Genomic DNA, 16,173 nt, shown 5'->3' on the forward strand with positions numbered 1-16,173 from the left:
CTTAGAATTTATAGGCGAGACCGAAATTCAGCCGGGACGTACCGTCGACCCATTCGACGGATGCGCGGGCCAAGGGGCCCTTCGGAATCGCATACATACCGGTGACGGAGTAGGCCTGTTGCACGCCGCGTTTGCGCCCGTACTCGAGGAAGACATCGACTCCGGTCTTCTGGAACACCGCGGGAAGGTACGCGCCGACGGTTTCGTTGGTGGTGCCGTCGATTCCGTTTCCGAATTCGCCGTACCCGTCAAGAACGTTGCGGATTAGGGGCATGGAGAGGCTGGCCGCTCGACCGTGTCCGCCCCCTCGGATCCCGGATGTCTCCAGGAAGTGGCCGCCGATCACGCCGCCGTAGGCGCGGAAGAATACTGAGGCGAGCCCGCCGCTTTGAGCGCCCGAAACGTACTTGTTCGCGTCATAGATGTACGCCGCCTCCACGGAGAGAGCTTTTTTGTCCATCCGGAATCCGGCGGACGAGAAGCGATCGGCGATGAGTTGGGTGTCAACGGTGTCGTTGAAGACAGGTCCATGGTAGAACCGCCGCCGACCGGCGAAGACCTTCACCTCGTCGGTCATCGGGCGCTCTAGGGCAAGCACCGACCCGAAGCGACCCAAGACTCCGGTTTCAGGTTCGTGATAGAACTGGATAACGTTCGCTTCGTAGCTGTAGCGGGAGTCTCCGAGCATTCCGTCTACGTCGGCTCGGCCACCGGCGAAAGCCGGAGTGCCTGCAAATCCGAAAACGGTAGTCCTAAGCGCAGGGGCGTATAGCGGATATAGGTGGTCGTGGTCGGCGGCAAGGCTCGCGCCCAGGGCGATCGCGGGGATGAGGTACGAGGTTTCCGTATCGTCCACCAATGGCAGATCCCGCTTGGGGTCGATGCCGGGAGCCCGGTTCCCGCGAACGATCACGCTGAGAGATCCGGTGCCTACCGCGGTGTTTTTCGTCGACTCGTTTACGGGGTCGGAGCGGATGGTGACGAAGCTTTGGGTGCCTCCCAAGACGAGCTGGCCGGCTTCGTTCTCGAACCCTCCGAACCAGGTGTTACCGCCGGTAAGGGTTTCCCCGTTGCCTTTAACTCCCCCATCTTTGCCGGTCGGGGTTTCGGCGGGCGATAGCTGCGTAGGCTCCGAGGGCTGGCCATCGGCTCCTACGGTTACTTTTTGTCCGGCCGTGACCGAGATGGTGCGTCCGCCGATGGTCATGTCGACGGTGCCTTCGTAGACGAGAAGGTCGCCGTTCGATCTGACCTCGAATGCGGTGCCGCGCGCGGTAGCCGTGGCGGTTGGAGTTTGGACCGTGGTGTTCACGCCCTTGGCGACCTTGACCCAGACGGCGCCCTGATGGAGTTGGATTTGTCGTAGGGACGCTGAGTCTTCGATGGTCATATCAGTCCGCTCGTTGATGCGGAGGATCGAATGATCGTCGAAATCGATTTGCGCGTGCGAGCGGCGCAACGTGCGGATGCCGTAGTGATTTTTTACTCGCTGCCCCTCGCGAGCGTCGACGTAATCGCTTCCTCCCGCTTCGCGGGTTATCTTGACTTGGCGGACGATGGAAAGCTTCCCAACTTCTTGGGCGTTCGCGACGGCGATGGTGGCGAAGGTGACGACGGCGAGTGCGACATTGCGTGATCGGGCCATTGTGTGCCTGGGCAGGAGTATTCCCGCCCAGGCCATTCTATGCCGTTTTCCTATTTGGTTGCTACGGAATCTCGTGCCGGCCTATCTTCGGATGGGTCTTCAAAGGGAGTTTCGGACCATTCGACGACCTTGAAACACGGAACCGGCTGCGATTTCCCCTTCAAAGTAACCGCGCCTAGGGACTCAACCCTGACGTGTCGTCTTACCAAGTCGTACGTTGGCTCGTCGATGATCACGTCTGGCTCGCCCGTTACCCCTTGCAACCGGGAGGCGAGGTTTACGGTGTCGCCGATAATCGTCCAGTTCCGCAGCTGCTTGCTGCCGATGTCGCCGCCGAGGAAGCCACCGGTGGTGATTCCGAAGCCGGTGGCCAGGACGTGGGACTGACCTTCGGCATCGACGACCGGCCTCATTGCGGCCTCTCTCATCTGCCATGCCGCGCGTACGGCCGCGATCGCGCTTCCTTCGAATGAGATGGGAGCCCCGAAGACGGCGAGGATGCCGTCGCCGAGAAACTTGTCAATCGTTCCGTTAGCCTTGGCGATGATCGTCGTCATCTTTTCGAGGTGCAGGTTCAGGAGGTCGACCACTTTTTCCGGCGAGTGCTTCTCGCTAAACGAGGTGAACCCGCGGATATCGCCGAACATGACCGACGCGTCGTACCGGCGGGCGCCGATGCTCTCCTCGCTCTGGAGAATCTGTTCGAGGACGGCGGGCGAAACATAGCCGGCCCACCGCCGCTTGATCGACCCGCTCTCAAGCCAGCCAACGCCGGCGGACGAGAGAAAGATGAGACCAATGGGCACGATCCAGGGGACGTGCAGCGACGAATACTTTAGCGACAGGTAGGAGAATCCAAAGACCAAGAATCCGCAGCCGAGGACCATTAGTAGGCCGACAAGATTGCTGTTCCTCCGCACCATCGCGATCGCCCCGAGGGTCGTGAGGAAAACCATTCCCCAGATGCCGGCGAAGGTGGTTTCTCGTACAAAGGTGTGCTGAAGGAGGGCGTTAAAATGCAGCGCCTGCAGCACGACCCCGGGCATCTCCTGCCGTACAACCGAACCGACTTTGTCGCCTCGAATGCTGGTGTAGGCGGTTGGATACTGCTCTCCAAGAGCTTTCATCAGGTCGAGGCCGGTGACCCCGACGAATACGATCTTATCTTTGAAAACGCCGGGAGCAAAACTGGGAGCGCTGCCGGGAAGATAGTCCGGGGGCTGTCCGGCAGCTTGACTGAATGAGCCGGAATTCATGTTCAGCGGAGAAGCGCTCGGATAGTCGATCTTGACGAACGGAATTTCGGTGTGGTCTTTAGGATCGGTAAGGGTGAACCCAGTGCGGGGAATTCTCAGCGAACCCAGGTTCACGGCATCTGGCCGAACTCGGATGCTTTTCTCATCTAGGTTGTGCAGGGCCATGTAGGCGGCAACCGGCAAGCTTGGAATCAACTCACCCTGAACGGTCATCACGGGCACCATCGCGCGCACAACTCGGTCGTCGGCATCCGGTGTGACTTCGGCCAGCCCGACTCTGGCGTGGCCCTCGAAGTCGATACCGTTGTCTTCGTCATCGTGGTAGGGCGCCTCCACGGATTTGCGATCGCGGGCGATGTCGCGGTCGATGCGCATGGTGAGCACTACCTTCTTTGTGCTCCTCAAAACTTTGTCTAAAGCTAGATCGTCTTCCCGGCCGAAGGGGGAGGGGCCGGCAAAAAGGACGTCGTAAACGACGAGCTTCGCTCCATCCGCGAGAATGTTCTTGATCACTTGGGCGTGAAAACGGCGTGGAACCGCCCAATTGTGCTTGAGCTCCACCTCATCGGCGTGATCGAAGCCGACTACGACAATACTTGGATCGAGCCTTTCGGACATCGGACCACGCAACGCCATCATTGCGTCGTAGCCCTTTTCCTCCGCGAACCTTACCGGCCCGATCGCCGAGGCAATCATGGGTGGAACTTCGAAGCGTCCCGGCGGCCAAGCGAAAGCGCTTAGGGTTGCTGCAAACGCCGCCAAAGCGACGGCGACGAAGAACTTGCGGCCGAATTTAATGAATTGCCGTGGCTCGCCGTTTGCCTGGACCTTCCGCTTCACAGTTGGAGTGTAGCGAGAAACCCTCTCGCCGGACGCAAAATCGTAAGGGACAAAGCTGTATAGACTGCGGTGGCCTGCCACCGCTTTTGCTCAGCGAGCCTGCGAGCGCCGTGTTGCCATAATCTATTTCTGTGAAGCAGTGGCCCCACAGCCCATCCCGAGCCGTTGCTAGCCCCGGCGTTTCCTATCGATAAACTAAGCCTAGAAGACGATTACTAAGTGGCAAGCGGCGCTCGCAGGCTCGCTGGCCGAAAGCGGTGGCAGGCCACCGCAGTCTATATCTAGCCGAGGGTGAAATACAACGTGGTGCCGTGACCGGGTTCGCTTTCTACCCAGACAGAGCCTCGGTGGCGTTTGATGATTCGGGAGACGTTGGCGAGGCCGATGCCGGTTCCTTCAAACTCGTGCTCGTGGACGAGCCGCTCGAAGGGGCGGAAGATCTTCTCGGCATATTGCATATCGAAGCCGACGCCTTGGTCGCGCACGAAGAAGACCGTTTTCCCATCCCGGGGACACGAACCGACGGTGATCGTGCCGCCCTGCGGCGAATACTTGCAGGCGTTCTCCATCGCATTGTCGAGGAGGATCCTAATGAGGCCCGGGTCGGCCACGGCGCACATATTCGGCTCGATCTGGATATCGATCGGGCTGGGCCAAGGACGATTCTTCAGTTCCTCCGCTACCGACGTAGCGATCTCGCTGATGTCGACCTGCTGAAGTTCCATGTTTTTGCGGCCGAGGCGGGAAAGCTGCAGCAGATTGTCGATGAGCTCGGCTAGGCGGTTTGCCGCTTTCGACTGCCGCTCGAGGTATTCGCGCTCGTTCTCCGTGAGGCGGTCGGCGGCGTCTTCGAGCAGCATCTTACTGGTCGAGCAGACCGTTCGCAACGGTGCACGCAGGTCGTGCGATACGGAGTAGCAGAACGCTTCCATCTCCTCGTTCGCCGCAACTAACTCGGTGGTTCGCTCCACCACGCGCCGTTCCAGCTCCTCGGCAAGATCGCGCATGTGCTGGTGCTCCAGCGCCTCTTGAGTTTCGCGCTGGCGGCGCTCCGCTTCCCGGAGCTCGCTTTCGTGGAGGAGGAGGGTTTGGATCCGCAACTGCTCGTTCGCCTTGTAGAGATCCACGAACACCCGGACTTTGGAGCGCAAAATCTCCGGATTGAACGGTTTGGTGAGGTAGTCGACCGCTCCTACCGAATAGCTTAGGAACCGCTGCTGCTCTTCTTGACTGTGGGCGGTCACGAAAATGATAGGGACCGTGCGGGTCCGCTCTCTGCCGCGAATCAGTTCGGCGGTCTCGAACCCGTTCATCCCCGGCATTTGCGCGTCCATCAGAATTAGCGCGAAATCCTCCTTGAGAAGGTGCCGCAACGCCTCTTCGCCGGACGAAGCGAACCAGAGTCGCTCCCCCAGAGGCTCGAGCACCGCCTTGAGCGCCGTCAGATTTTCCCGCCGGTCGTCTACAAGGAGGATGTTAGCGCGGTGGCCGACCTCGACCGCCGCGTGTTCCATGAACATAGTCACCCCATCATTTCCTACGTCTCGGAGATGCCGAGGTGTCGTCGAAGCATCGTCAATAGCGCCCCCGTGTCCACGGGCTTTGTGATGTAGTCGTTCGCCCCTGCGGTTATGCACTTCTCGCGGTCCCCCTCCATTGCCTTCGCGGTGAGGGCGATGATTGGAATGTTCTTCAGAGATGGAATGTTCCGGATCTTGCGGGTCGTTTCGTATCCGTCCATGTCCGGCATCATCACGTCCATGAGGACAACGTCGATGTCCGGATGTTGGATGAGAGTTTGGATCGCGTCGTTCCCGCTTTCCTCAAATTGAACCGTTAGTCCCTGAGACTCCAACATGCTCGTAAGGGCGAAGATATTGCGTACATCGTCGTCCACCACGAGCACTTGACGCCCTACGAGCCCCTCCGGTTTCGTGAGCGTAGCCGTGGTTGCGCCGTTGCGCGACGGTATCGGCAGCGACTTTCGAGTTGGAACGGGCCTTGGCATCGACGGCATGCTGTCTTGCCATCGCCGTTCGAGGAATTCCCTCTGAGCCGGAGGCATCTTTTCAACGACCCGGTGGAGGAAGAGGGCGGTCTTATCAACCAACGGCTCGGTGGAGGCCGAACCCTTCGCGATGATCGTGGTGGCGTACCGCTTGAGCTGAGCTTCTTCCTGCTTCGTCAGATCCTTTCCGGTGTAGATGATTACCGGGAGCTCCTTGAGGCGCTCCTGCTTCCGGATCCGCTTAAGCACCTCGAAACCCGCCATGTCGGGCAGGGAAAGGTCGAGAATAAGGCAGTCGAAGGACCCGTTTTGGAGCGCTTTTAGCGCCTCTTCGCCAGTCGCGACGGCGGTGATCTTCACCACCTCGGCGCCCAAGAGCTCGCCGATCGTGCTGCGCTGCACCTCGTCGTCCTCGACGATGAGCAACTCCTTGATCTCCCGGTTGACGTAACCCTTGATATGGGCGAACGCACCCTCCAGCGCCGGTCTCGTAACCGGCTTTTCGAGATAGGAGATCGCGCCCATGGCAGCTCCTTTCTGGCGATCCATGACGGAGATAACCTGGACCGGAATGTGGCGTGTGGCTGGGTCGCGCTTCAGTTGGTCGAGCACCTTCCACCCGTCCACGTCGGGCAGCTTCAGGTCGAGACTGATCGCGTCGGGTTTATATTGGTTGGCAAGGTCGAGGGCGGTAAGGCCGTCGTAGGCGACCAAGCCCTTGAACCCCTGATTCCGAGCGACGTCCAGGAGGATGTTCGAGAACGTCATGTCGTCCTCGACGATCAACACCACCCGATCCTTTTCAGTGATGTTGTTCCGGTCGTCTTCTCCTTCGATAAGCACGCTGGGGGCGGATCGGACGCCAGTGACGCTATCCGTGAACTTCGTCGGAATATCCGCGTAGGCCATTCCGGACGGCGTGTTCGAAGAGAAAGCGGTGGGGATCTCCGGAACCGGCGGCGCCACGTAGGTGTGCGGCAGATAGAGGGTGAAGGTGCTCCCCTTGCCGACTTCGCTCTCTACCCGGATCCGTCCGCCGAGCAGCCTGGTGATGGCGCTGCTGATCGAGAGCCCCAGACCGGTGCCGCCGTACTTCCGGCTGGTGGTGCCGTCGGCTTGCTGGAACGCCTCGAAGATGAGCTGATGCTTGTCCGCCGAGATTCCCACGCCGGTATCGGTGACCCGGAAGGCGATGAGATCGCCGGCCGGGCAAAGAATGCCGTTCTCGAGAACGATGTCTCGATCCGAGCGCTCGATGCTGAGCTCGACGAATCCCTTCTCGGTGAACTTGAACGCATTGCTGAGCAGGTTTCTTAGCACCTGCTGCAACCGTTGCGAATCGGTTGTGATCGCGGCGGGTGCGTCCGGCGCGAGCTGGACGCGGAACTCGAGCCCCTTTTGCTCCGCCATGTGGCGGATCGACCGGTTGACGTACTCCTGAACCTCCCGCAACGGAACCCGAGTGACCTCGATCTCCATCTTGCCGGCTTCGATCTTCGACAGGTCGAGGATCTCGTTGATCAGATTGAGAAGGTCTTCGCCGGACTGGTGGATCGTGGTGGCGAAGTCGATCTGCTTCTTGGTCAGATTCTTCTCGGTGTTGTCGCTCATCAGCTTCGCCAAGATCAGCATGCTGTTGAGCGGCGTTCGCAGCTCGTGCGACATGTTGGCGAGGAACTCGCTCTTGTAGCGAGAGCTGAGCGCAAGTTGCTCGGCCTTCTCTTCCAGGTCGGCGCGGGCTAGCTCGACTTCCCGATTCTTGAGCTCGACCTCCCGGTTCTGAGCTTCGAGCTGTTCGGCTTTCTCTTCGAGCTCATTCGCCTGCTTCTCCAGTTCGGAGTTGGTTCGGCGAAGCTGGTCTTGCTGGCTCTGCAGCTCTTGCGACTGGCTTTGAAGCTCTTGCGTAAGGCTTTGGGACTGCTTGAGCAGCTCCTCCGTCCTCATGTTCGCCTGGATCATGTTGATGACGACGCCGATGCTCTCCATCAACTGGTCGAGGAACGTTCGGTGGATCGCGCTGAACGGCAGGAAGCTGGCCAGCTCGATGACGGCGAGCACCTCGCCTTCGAACAAGACCGGCAGGACAATGATGTTGAGCGGAGACGCCGCCCCCAATCCAGAGTTGATCTGAATGTAGTCCGGCGGAACGTTAGTGAGCAGGATGCTCGTCTTTTCGAGGGCGCATTGGCCGACTAACCCTTCGCCTAGATGGAAGCGGTTCGAGACTGACTTCCTTTCCTTGTAGCCGAACGCACGCAGGAGCTTCAGCATCGTTTCGCCGGTCGTCGAATCGGCGATAAAGAAGACTCCGGCGTGAGCCGAGACGAGCGGCGTCAGCTCGCTCATGATGAGGCGGCCGACGGACTCCAGCGATTTTTGCCCTTGCATCATGCGGCTGAAGTTGGCAAGGTTCGTCTTTAACCAGTCTTGCTCCTTGTTCTGCTCGGTGGTCGAGCGGAGGTTGGAGATCATCTGGTTGATGTTGTCTTTGAGGGCTTGCACCTCACCCTGGGCGTCCACGGTGATCGTCCGGGTAAGGTCGCCCGCCGCGACGGCGGTGGCAACGTCTTGGATGGCTCGCACCTGGACGGTAAGCGAGTTCGCCATGAAGTTTACGTTGTCGGTAAGGTCTTTCCAGGTTCCCGCGACGTTCGGAACGTTCGCCTGACCCCCCAGCTTTCCTTCCGTTCCCACTTCGCGGGCCACGGTGGTTACCTGAGCGGCGAAGATCGAGAGCGTCTCCGTCATGGAGTTGATCGTGTCCACGAGCGCGGCGACTTCGCCGCGGGCGTCCAGGACTAGTTTCTGTTTCAGGTCGCCGTTCGCAACCGCGGTAACGACCTTGGCGATGCCTCGCACCTGGGTGGTGAGGTTCGAGGCCATGAAGTTTACAGAGTCCGTAAGGTCCTTCCACGTACCGGCAACGCCAGGGACCCGGGCTTGGCCACCCAGGATTCCTTCCGTACCGACGTCTCGGGCCACGGTGGTTACCTGGTCGGCAAAGGTCGACAGCGTTTCGGTCATCGAGTTGATCGTGTCGGCGAGGGCCGCGACCTCTCCCTTCGCTTGCACTTGAAGCTTCTGGTTCAGGTCGCCGTTCGCGACCGCGGTAACGACTTTAACGATGCCCCGCACCTGAGTGGTGAGGTTCGAGGCCATGAAGTTAACGTTGTCGGTGAGGTCTTTCCAGGTTCCCGAGACGCCGCGCACGTTGGCTTGGCCACCCAGGATTCCTTCCGTTCCGACTTCGCGGGCCACACGGGTGACCTCGTCCGCGAACGACCGTAGCTGGTCCACCATCGTGTTGATCGTGTTCTTGAGGTCGAGGATTTCGCCTTTAACGTCTACCGTGATCTTCTGGCTAAGGTCGCCGTTTGCAACTGCGGTGGTTACGAGGGCGATGTTTCGCACCTGGTCCGTCAGGTTCGAGGCCATGAAGTTAACGTTGTCGGTAAGGTCTTTCCACGTTCCGGAGACCCCCTTAACGTTCGCCTGTACACCTAGTTTTCCTTCGGTACCGACCTCTCTTGCGACGCGCGTGACCTCGTCCGCGAACGAGCCGAGCTGGTCGACCATCGTGTTGATCGTGTCCTTGAGCTCGAGGATTTCGCCTTTTACGTCGACGGTGATCTTCTGGCTAAGGTCGCCGTTCGCGACCGCGGTGGTGACCTTCGCGATGTTTCGCACCTGAGTGGTCAGGTTCGAAGCCATGAAGTTTACGGAGTCGGTAAGGTCGCGCCACGTTCCGCTGACCCCCTTAACGTTCGCTTGTCCTCCGAGGATTCCTTCCGTGCCGACTTCTCGGGCGACGCGCGTGACCTCGTCCGCAAACGAGTTGAGCTGGTCGACCATCGTGTTGATCGTGTTCTTCAGCTCCAAGACCTCGCCCTTTACGTCGACGGTGATCTTCTGCGAAAGGTCGCCGTTCGCGACCGCGGTGGTAACGAGGGCGATGTTTCGCACTTGGTTCGTCAGGTTCGAAGCGAGAAGGTTTACGTTGTCGGTGAGGTCTTTCCAGGTGCCGGCGACGCCGGGTACATCGGCCTGCCCTCCCAGCTTTCCTTCGGTGCCGACTTCGCGGGCGACAGTGGTGACCTGGTCGGCGAAGGTGCCGAGCGTGTTGGTCATCGAGTTGATCGTGTCCACGAGCGCGGCGACTTCGCCCTTTGCTTCGAGGTCAAGCTTCTGATTCAGGTCGCCGTTTGCAACGGCGGTGACGACGCGGGCGATGCCTCGCACTTGCGTCGTGAGGTTGGAGGCCATGAAGTTTACGTTGTCGGTGAGGTCCTTCCAAGTGCCGGCAACGTTCGGTACGACCGCTTGTCCGCCCAGTTTTCCTTCCGTGCCGACTTCGCGGGCTACGGTGGTTACCTGGTCGGCGAAGGTGACTAGGGTGTCGGTCATCGAGTTGATCGTTTCGACGAGCGCAGCGACTTCGCCCTTCGCTTCCAGGTCGAGTTTCTGCTTTAGGTCGCCGTTTGCAACGGCGGTGACGACCCGGGCGATACCTCGCACCTGGGTCGTCAGGTTGGAGGCCATGAAGTTTACGTTGTCGGTGAGGTCCTTCCAGGTGCCGCTGACGCCGCCCACCTTTGCCTGACCACCAAGCTTTCCTTCCGTGCCGACCTCGCGGGCGACACGGGTGACTTCATCGGCGAACGAGCCGAGCTGGTCGACCATCGTGTTACCGTGTTCTTCAGGTCGAGAATTTCCCCCTTCGCATCGACCGTAATCTTCTGGCTAAGGTCGCCATTCGCGACTGCGGTGGTAACGAGGGCGATGTTACGAACCTGGTTGGTAAGGTTCGAGGCCATGAAGTTAACGTTGTCGGTGAGGTCTTTCCAAGTTCCCGCAACGTTCGGCACTTTCGCCTGGCCGCCGAGGATCCCTTCCGTGCCGACCTCGCGGGCGACACGGGTAACTTCGTCGGCGAACGAGCCGAGCTGGTCGACCATCGTGTTAACCGTGTTCTTCAGGTCGAGAATTTCGCCTTTGGCGTCGACTGTAATCTTCTGGCTAAGGTCGCCGTTCGCGACCGCGGTGGTGACCTTGGCAATGTTCCGGACTTGCTCCGTAAGGTTTCCGGCGAGGAGGTTTACGTTGTCGGTTAGGTCCTTCCAGGTGCCGCTGACGCCCGGCACCTTCGCCTGGCCTCCCAGGATTCCCTCGGTACCGACTTCGCGGGCCACACGGGTTACCTCGTCCGCGAACGCGCGGAGCTGGTCGACCATGGTGTTAACCGTCGTTCCGATGCGGAGGAACTCTCCCTTGACCGGGGTTCCTTCGATCTCGAGCGCCATCTTCTGCGAGAGGTCGCCTTCGGCTACCGCGGTGATGACGCGGGCGACCTCAGTCGTTGGACGGGCGAGGTCTTCGATGAGGGTGTTGATCCCCTGGACGCTCACTGCCCAGGTGCCACTGGCGTTTTTGAGCTCGGCACGTTCGGTCATTCGACCTTCGCGGCCAACAAGGCGGCCGACGCGGACGATCTCTTGCGCCTGTCGCTCGTTCAAAGCGACGAGCTCGTTGAAGCGCTTACTGATCTCGGCGAGGACGCCGGTTTTAACGCTCGGCAACCGAACGCTAAAGTCGCCGCCGTTTACGGCCTCCAGCGCGGTGAGCAGTGGTCGGAGCTGTTCTTCGGTGTAAACCGTACCGGAGGGAGCTGGGTTTGGAGCTTCGGAAGCCTTCTTCATCGGTGCACTCGCAAGCCACCCAGCATGTTAGCTGGGCATATATCTTGCGTAGTGTAGCGCAAGAACCCGCAAGGTGGAAGGGGGTTGCGGCAAGTGTCCTCCTTTTGCTTCGGGGCTCAGCGCTGGCAGTAAGTTGGCAGGAGGGTCCAAGGACATCTCTGCCCTTGGACCGATCCTACGACCAAGATGGTCGTAGGGATCATCGGCTGGGAGCCGATGCTACGTGGGGATGGGGGTGATACACATGGGCGGGAAGCCCATGCCGCGACGGTTAATCGCGGATCCGATCCCCGTTCCGGCCCCAGTCGCCGCTTCGGCCGCGATAGCTGTTGATTTCGAAGATTGCGCGGCATCCCCGGCTTACCCAGATGCCGTTTTGGTCGTAACCCCAGGATCGGCCTTCCTCGCAGGGAGCGTCGGACAGGCGGCGAACCAGGCGCACTCCGCCCCGGGTATCGATGCGCGTATAGGCCCGGCGCTCGCCTCGGCCCTGGATGGTGATTTGGCGAGTGTCGCCATTATTGCGGCGATTTCTCCAGCGCTCGTCGTACTGGCCGCCGTTCCATCGGCCGTTGTGCCAACCGCTGTTATTCCACGGATCGCCGTTTCCTCGATCGTCGCCCCAGTTCGAGGTGGTGATCTCAAACTCGGCGCGGCAGCCACGATCGACCCAGATGCCGTTGCGGTCGTAGCCCCACGACCGCCCTTCGATGCAGGCCGCGTCGGAAAGTCGACGGATAAGGCGGACGCGGAAATTGCCGTTTTCGTATCGCCGGTCGTCGATGCGGCGATAGGCGCGGCGACCGTCGCGGCTCTCCACCGTCATGCGCGCCTGAACGAACGCAAATCCGAACGCCGCGATCGCAGCGCCTAAGACAACCGCCGTTCCTCGAACAGCCACCTTTGTGGTTTGTTTCATTGTGATTCTCCTCCTTTTGGGAAATCGTTATCTAACCGGACGACCAGCGGACCGTCAAGTTTCTTTTCACCGCACCTATGGGCCCATTAACGGGGTTCGTCCGGAACTCTTCCCAATTCGCGGGGGGTCAAAAAAGCACCGTTCTGGATAAGGGATCAACCGCGATGAGACCGATGGAAAGCCGTGTCGAAACCGATTTTAATCAGGCATTGAGGTGCGTGGCCTACCGGCTGCCGAAGGGAAACCGGCTTAAGGAAACGGGAATCCTTCTCACACTGGGGTTGCGTTACGGACTCGTGGGAGCCGCGTCGGTGCACCACTTGCTCAGGTGTTCGCGCAGAGAGGAAGAGAGGCAGGTGATGGATTCTGCGGCAACCTGGCCCGGTATCGTCGCCGAGCACGTCCGAAGCGAAGCCGCTCCGATCCTCGGGCTTCCCGTCAGCATGGAAGTTGGGGAGCAGGTTGGGAAGTGGGCCCGGTATGTGCTGCGGGTCGCGGTTCCGCTCTACCACCGTTTGTGCCCCCTCGAAATGAGTCTTTCCACGGCCGCCGACGACTTTGTTTTGGACCACTCCAAGGAGATCCGGCAGGGATGGAATCCCTTTCTTGTGCGGCGAGGCGACCGTCTTTTCCGGGCCGAGGCCGACCGATCCATTAATTTCGCGATAAATTTTTTCGAGAGACGTCAACATGACCTCGAAGAGGTGCCCGAAATTGCGCTGTTAGGGGAATAATAGTTCGGCCCCGCGACGATCGTCCTGCGTGGCCAGTCAGGATTTATAAGTCGGAGGGCCATCCCACAGTGATCCGGATCGTCGGTGTACAACGTCACGAATCGCCCCAGAAGGAGTTTATTCTCCTCCAGAACCAGGGATCTTTGCGGATCAACTTGAAAGGCCACGTCATCGCCAGCGAAAGCGCGATCGCGAATTCAGATCTTTCGTTCGCCGCCCACGCGTTTCCCGACGAAGCCCTGATCCCTCCCGGCATGTACGTCCTTCTTTCCACCGGCTCCGGCGAGTCGCGATGGACCAAGACGAAGGAAGGCGCCCTCCTGTATTACGCGTACATGAACCGCGAGACGCCAGTCTGGTTCCACACCAACGGCGCCGTCCACGTGCTAAGCCTGCAGCATACGTACGCCGACCGTGGCCCGGCGCTCTTGCTTCGGTAGCCGTAGCATCGCCTCCTAGGCGATGAAGGGAGTTACCCGGTCTGATTGACCACGTTCATGCCCGGCTCGAGGCCGTCTTGAACGGCCTTCTCGACGCCGTCGGCGGCTCGGTCGAGGGCGATGGCGATGACGTCGCGCTCGTCCCCCTTGAATGTGCTGAGGACATGGTCGATGGTGTGGGATCGGTCGACGGAGCCGATGCCGATCTTCAGCCGGGGGTACTCCTCGGTTCCCAGCGATTGGATCAGGCTCTTGTGCCCGTTGTGCCCTCCGGCACTCCCTTTCGGCTTGAGACGCACCCGTCCTAGCTGCATATCGAGATCGTCGGCCACCACCAAGATGCGGTCCGGCTTCAGCCCATACTCTCGCGCCAGCGGCGCGACGGCCTGACCGCTCAGGTTCATGAAGGTCATCGGCTTCACCAGGATTACCGGGGTGTCGCCGATCGAGCCGATTCCGAATCGAGCCCGGTGCTTCGCTTTGTCCAGCTTGATCCGATGCCGCTCCGCGAGCTCGTCGACGACGTGAAAGCCGACGTTGTGCCGGGTCCCCCGGTATTCCGGCCCGGGATTTCCCAGGCCGACCACCATCCACTCCGGCGGCAGAGTCGGCACGGGCGGTTTTTTACGGAACATTGGTCGAAGCGGCCGGCTCGGTTTTTGAGGATTCGGCTCCCGCATTCGCCGCTAGCTTGCCGGCGGATACCATGACGAGAAGAAAGACTCCGAGGACGATCCGGTACAACACGAACGGCCCGATGCCGCGGCGCTGGAGGAATTTCATCAGCCAGGCGATCGACGCGTAGCCGACGATGAAAGCGACCACCGTGCCGACGATCACCGCGGTCAGGATCGGCTTCAGCTCATGGCGCGCCTCTACCGCCTCGAAAATACCGGCGGCAGTGACGCTAGGTACCGCCATAAGGAACGAGAATCGAGCGGCGGCGGCGTGGTCGAATCCTTGGAACAGGCCTCCGGAAATCGTGCTTCCACTCCGGCTAACGCCAGGAATCAGCGCTAGAACTTGCCACAATCCGACGACCACGCCATCCTTGAGGTCGACCGATTCGACATTTCGATTTTTCTTTCCAAACTTTTCGGCGAGGAACATCACGACCGACATCACGATCAGAGCGACGGCGATGATCCGGAGGTCGCGGAAGGTGTCTTTGATCTGGTGCCGGAACACGAGGGCGAGGACGATGATTGGGAGCGTCCCCACGAACACCGCCCAACCCATTTTCGCTTCGTGCGTGTTCCGTTTGGCGGGGTCCGACAGGCTGCCCGCCCATCCGCCGATGGCGGCCTTTAGATCTTTCGCAAAGTAGATCAGGACGGCCAGTACGGTGCCTAGCTGGATTACCGCGGTGAACGCGGTAAGGGTCGACTGGGGGTAATTCCAGCCGAGAAGCGCCGGCACGATTCGCAGGTGGGCGTTCGAGCTAATCGGCAAGAATTCGGTCAAACCCTGTACGATTCCAAGAATAATGGCGTGAATTAATTCCACATAGTCTCCGCGGGAGTGTCGATACCGAGATGCTTCAAAGCGACGTAACGAATGCGGGCCGAAGCCTTGCCGTCTCCATAAGGACTGACGGCGTTTGCCATCGCTCTGAACGCTTCCGGATCGCCAAGCAGCTTTGTACCTTCATCGATGATCGCTTCGCGATCCGTTCCGACCAGCTTGGCCGTGCCCGCGGTGACTCCTTCCGGCCTTTCCGTAGTCGTTCTTAGCACCAAAACCGGGATTCCAAAGGCGGGCGCCTCTTCTTGCACGCCACCCGAGTCGCTCAAAATGATGGTTGCCCGCTGCATAAGCTTAACGAAATCTAAGTACTCCGGCGGCTCGATTAGCCGGATTCGCTCATGGTTCCCCAGAATGGGAACGAGCACGTCGCGCACGGTGGGGTTGGGATGCATCGCGGCCACGAGAAGCGTATCGGGGAAGCGCTCCACCAACTCGAGCGCGGCTTCGGCGATGTTCTTCATCGGTTGCCCCCAATTTTCGCGGCGGTGGGTGGTCAGCAAGATCACTCTCCCCGGCCACTCTGGGAACCACATCTGCTCGCCGCGAGCCGCCGTCGCGAGCACGGCGTCGATGCCGGTATTGCCGGTTACGAAAACAGTGGAGGGATCTTTCCCTTCTTTCAGTAGGTTGTCCCGGCTCCAATCGGTGGGTGGATAGTGGTGGGTAGCGGTAAGTCCGCACACTCGGCGGTTGTACTCTTCCGGGAAAGGGTTGTTGACCGAATCGGTTCTTAGTCCCGCTTCGACGTGTCCGTAAGGGATCTGCCGATAGAACGATGCCATCGCCGCGACCATCGTTGTCGTAGTATCGCCCTGTCCAAAGACCATCGCCGGGAAGTGTTTGGCGATCAGGCCGTCGATGCCTTCGAGGGCCCGGGATGTCACTTGGGAGAGCGTTTGCCCATGTTGCATAATCGCAAGGTCCTCGTCGGCAACGAGGCCGAAGGTTCCCAGCGATTTGTGCAAGATCTCTCGGTGCTGGCCGGTCGATATCAGTAACGGCGTACACACATCGCTAAACTTCTGAAACTCCAGCACCACCGGCGCCATCTTGATGGCTTCTGGGCGCGTTCCTACGACGAAGAAGAGGGTGGGTTTGCTCATTCAGA

The 16,173-nt window shown here is 60.0% G+C and carries 11 protein-coding genes; 2 read left to right on the top strand and 9 right to left on the bottom strand.

Translation table 11 applies throughout. From position 1 onward, the window contains the following. Position 1: 1 nt before the first annotated feature. The 6 genes from OP10G_RS14805 to OP10G_RS14825 all read right to left on the bottom strand — a co-directional run bounded on the left by OP10G_RS14805 (position 2) and on the right by OP10G_RS14825 (position 12,364). The gene (locus OP10G_RS14805) at positions 2 to 1,645 is read right to left on the bottom strand and encodes a FecR domain-containing protein (RefSeq protein WP_025229656.1); all 1,644 of its coding nucleotides are present in this window, start codon (positions 1,643 to 1,645) and stop codon (positions 2 to 4) included. Between the two features lie 50 nt (positions 1,646 to 1,695). Further along, positions 1,696 to 3,741, bottom strand: coding sequence for a CHASE2 domain-containing protein (locus OP10G_RS14810; protein WP_025229655.1), 2,046 nt, complete (start codon positions 3,739 to 3,741; stop codon positions 1,696 to 1,698). Positions 3,742 to 4,022: 281 nt separating this feature from the next. Beyond that, positions 4,023 to 5,261: a sensor histidine kinase gene (locus OP10G_RS14815; protein WP_025229654.1), complete on the bottom strand. Its 1,239-nt coding sequence runs from the start codon at positions 5,259 to 5,261 to the stop codon at positions 4,023 to 4,025. 17 nt (positions 5,262 to 5,278) lie between these two features. Beyond that, positions 5,279 to 10,288, bottom strand: coding sequence for a HAMP domain-containing protein (locus OP10G_RS14820; protein ID WP_227625138.1), 5,010 nt, complete (start codon positions 10,286 to 10,288; stop codon positions 5,279 to 5,281). A gap of 5 nt (positions 10,289 to 10,293) precedes the next feature. Next, positions 10,294 to 11,445 (bottom strand): HAMP domain-containing protein, encoded by a 1,152-nt coding sequence (locus tag OP10G_RS27430; RefSeq protein ID WP_227624937.1) that lies wholly within the window; start codon positions 11,443 to 11,445, stop codon positions 10,294 to 10,296. 271 nt (positions 11,446 to 11,716) lie between these two features. Further along, the gene (locus OP10G_RS14825; RefSeq protein ID WP_025229653.1) at positions 11,717 to 12,364 is read right to left on the bottom strand and encodes a DUF3011 domain-containing protein; all 648 of its coding nucleotides are present in this window, start codon (positions 12,362 to 12,364) and stop codon (positions 11,717 to 11,719) included. Positions 12,365 to 12,573: 209 nt separating this feature from the next. On the opposite strand from OP10G_RS14825, the gene OP10G_RS14830 reads away from it, so the two are divergent. Next, positions 12,574 to 13,098 carry a hypothetical protein gene (locus tag OP10G_RS14830; RefSeq protein WP_144241179.1) on the top strand — a complete coding sequence of 175 codons (525 nt, stop codon included), beginning with the start codon at positions 12,574 to 12,576 and terminating at the stop codon, positions 13,096 to 13,098. A gap of 68 nt (positions 13,099 to 13,166) precedes the next feature. Continuing rightward, a complete protein-coding gene (locus OP10G_RS14835) occupies positions 13,167 to 13,538 on the top strand; it encodes a hypothetical protein (RefSeq protein WP_025229651.1) in 372 nt (123 codons plus the stop codon). A 32-nt stretch (positions 13,539 to 13,570) separates the two neighbouring features. On the opposite strand, the gene pth is transcribed toward OP10G_RS14835, so the two are convergent. Genes pth through wecB form a run of 3 tightly spaced genes read right to left on the bottom strand, consistent with a single transcriptional unit; the run spans position 13,571 to position 16,168 of the window. After that, entirely contained in the window at positions 13,571 to 14,152 is a 582-nt protein-coding gene (pth, locus tag OP10G_RS14840) for an aminoacyl-tRNA hydrolase (protein WP_227624938.1), read from the bottom strand. 10 nt (positions 14,153 to 14,162) lie between these two features. Beyond that, positions 14,163 to 15,044, bottom strand: a complete 882-nt coding sequence (locus OP10G_RS14845; RefSeq protein ID WP_025229649.1) for an undecaprenyl-diphosphate phosphatase — start codon at positions 15,042 to 15,044, stop codon at positions 14,163 to 14,165. Then, positions 15,035 to 16,168, bottom strand: coding sequence for a non-hydrolyzing UDP-N-acetylglucosamine 2-epimerase (gene wecB / locus OP10G_RS14850; RefSeq protein ID WP_025229648.1), 1,134 nt, complete (start codon positions 16,166 to 16,168; stop codon positions 15,035 to 15,037). The genes OP10G_RS14845 and wecB overlap by 10 nt, the downstream gene beginning before the upstream one ends. Positions 16,169 to 16,173 lie beyond the last annotated feature (5 nt).

This window comes from Fimbriimonas ginsengisoli Gsoil 348 (assembly GCF_000724625.1).
Taxonomy (GTDB): Bacteria; Armatimonadota; Fimbriimonadia; order Fimbriimonadales; family Fimbriimonadaceae; genus Fimbriimonas; species Fimbriimonas ginsengisoli.

Coding starts and splice junctions, on each gene's coding strand:
- OP10G_RS14805 (WP_025229656.1), bottom strand. CDS start 1,645: ATGGCCCGATCACGCAATGTCGCACTCGCCGTCGTCACCTTCGCCACC.
- OP10G_RS14815 (WP_025229654.1), bottom strand. CDS start 5,261: ATGTTCATGGAACACGCGGCGGTCGAGGTCGGCCACCGCGCTAACATC.
- OP10G_RS14820 (WP_227625138.1), bottom strand. CDS start 10,288: ATGGCCTCCAACCTGACGACCCAGGTGCGAGGTATCGCCCGGGTCGTC.
- OP10G_RS27430 (WP_227624937.1), bottom strand. CDS start 11,445: ATGAAGAAGGCTTCCGAAGCTCCAAACCCAGCTCCCTCCGGTACGGTT.
- OP10G_RS14825 (WP_025229653.1), bottom strand. CDS start 12,364: ATGAAACAAACCACAAAGGTGGCTGTTCGAGGAACGGCGGTTGTCTTA.
- wecB (WP_025229648.1), bottom strand. CDS start 16,168: ATGAGCAAACCCACCCTCTTCTTCGTCGTAGGAACGCGCCCAGAAGCC.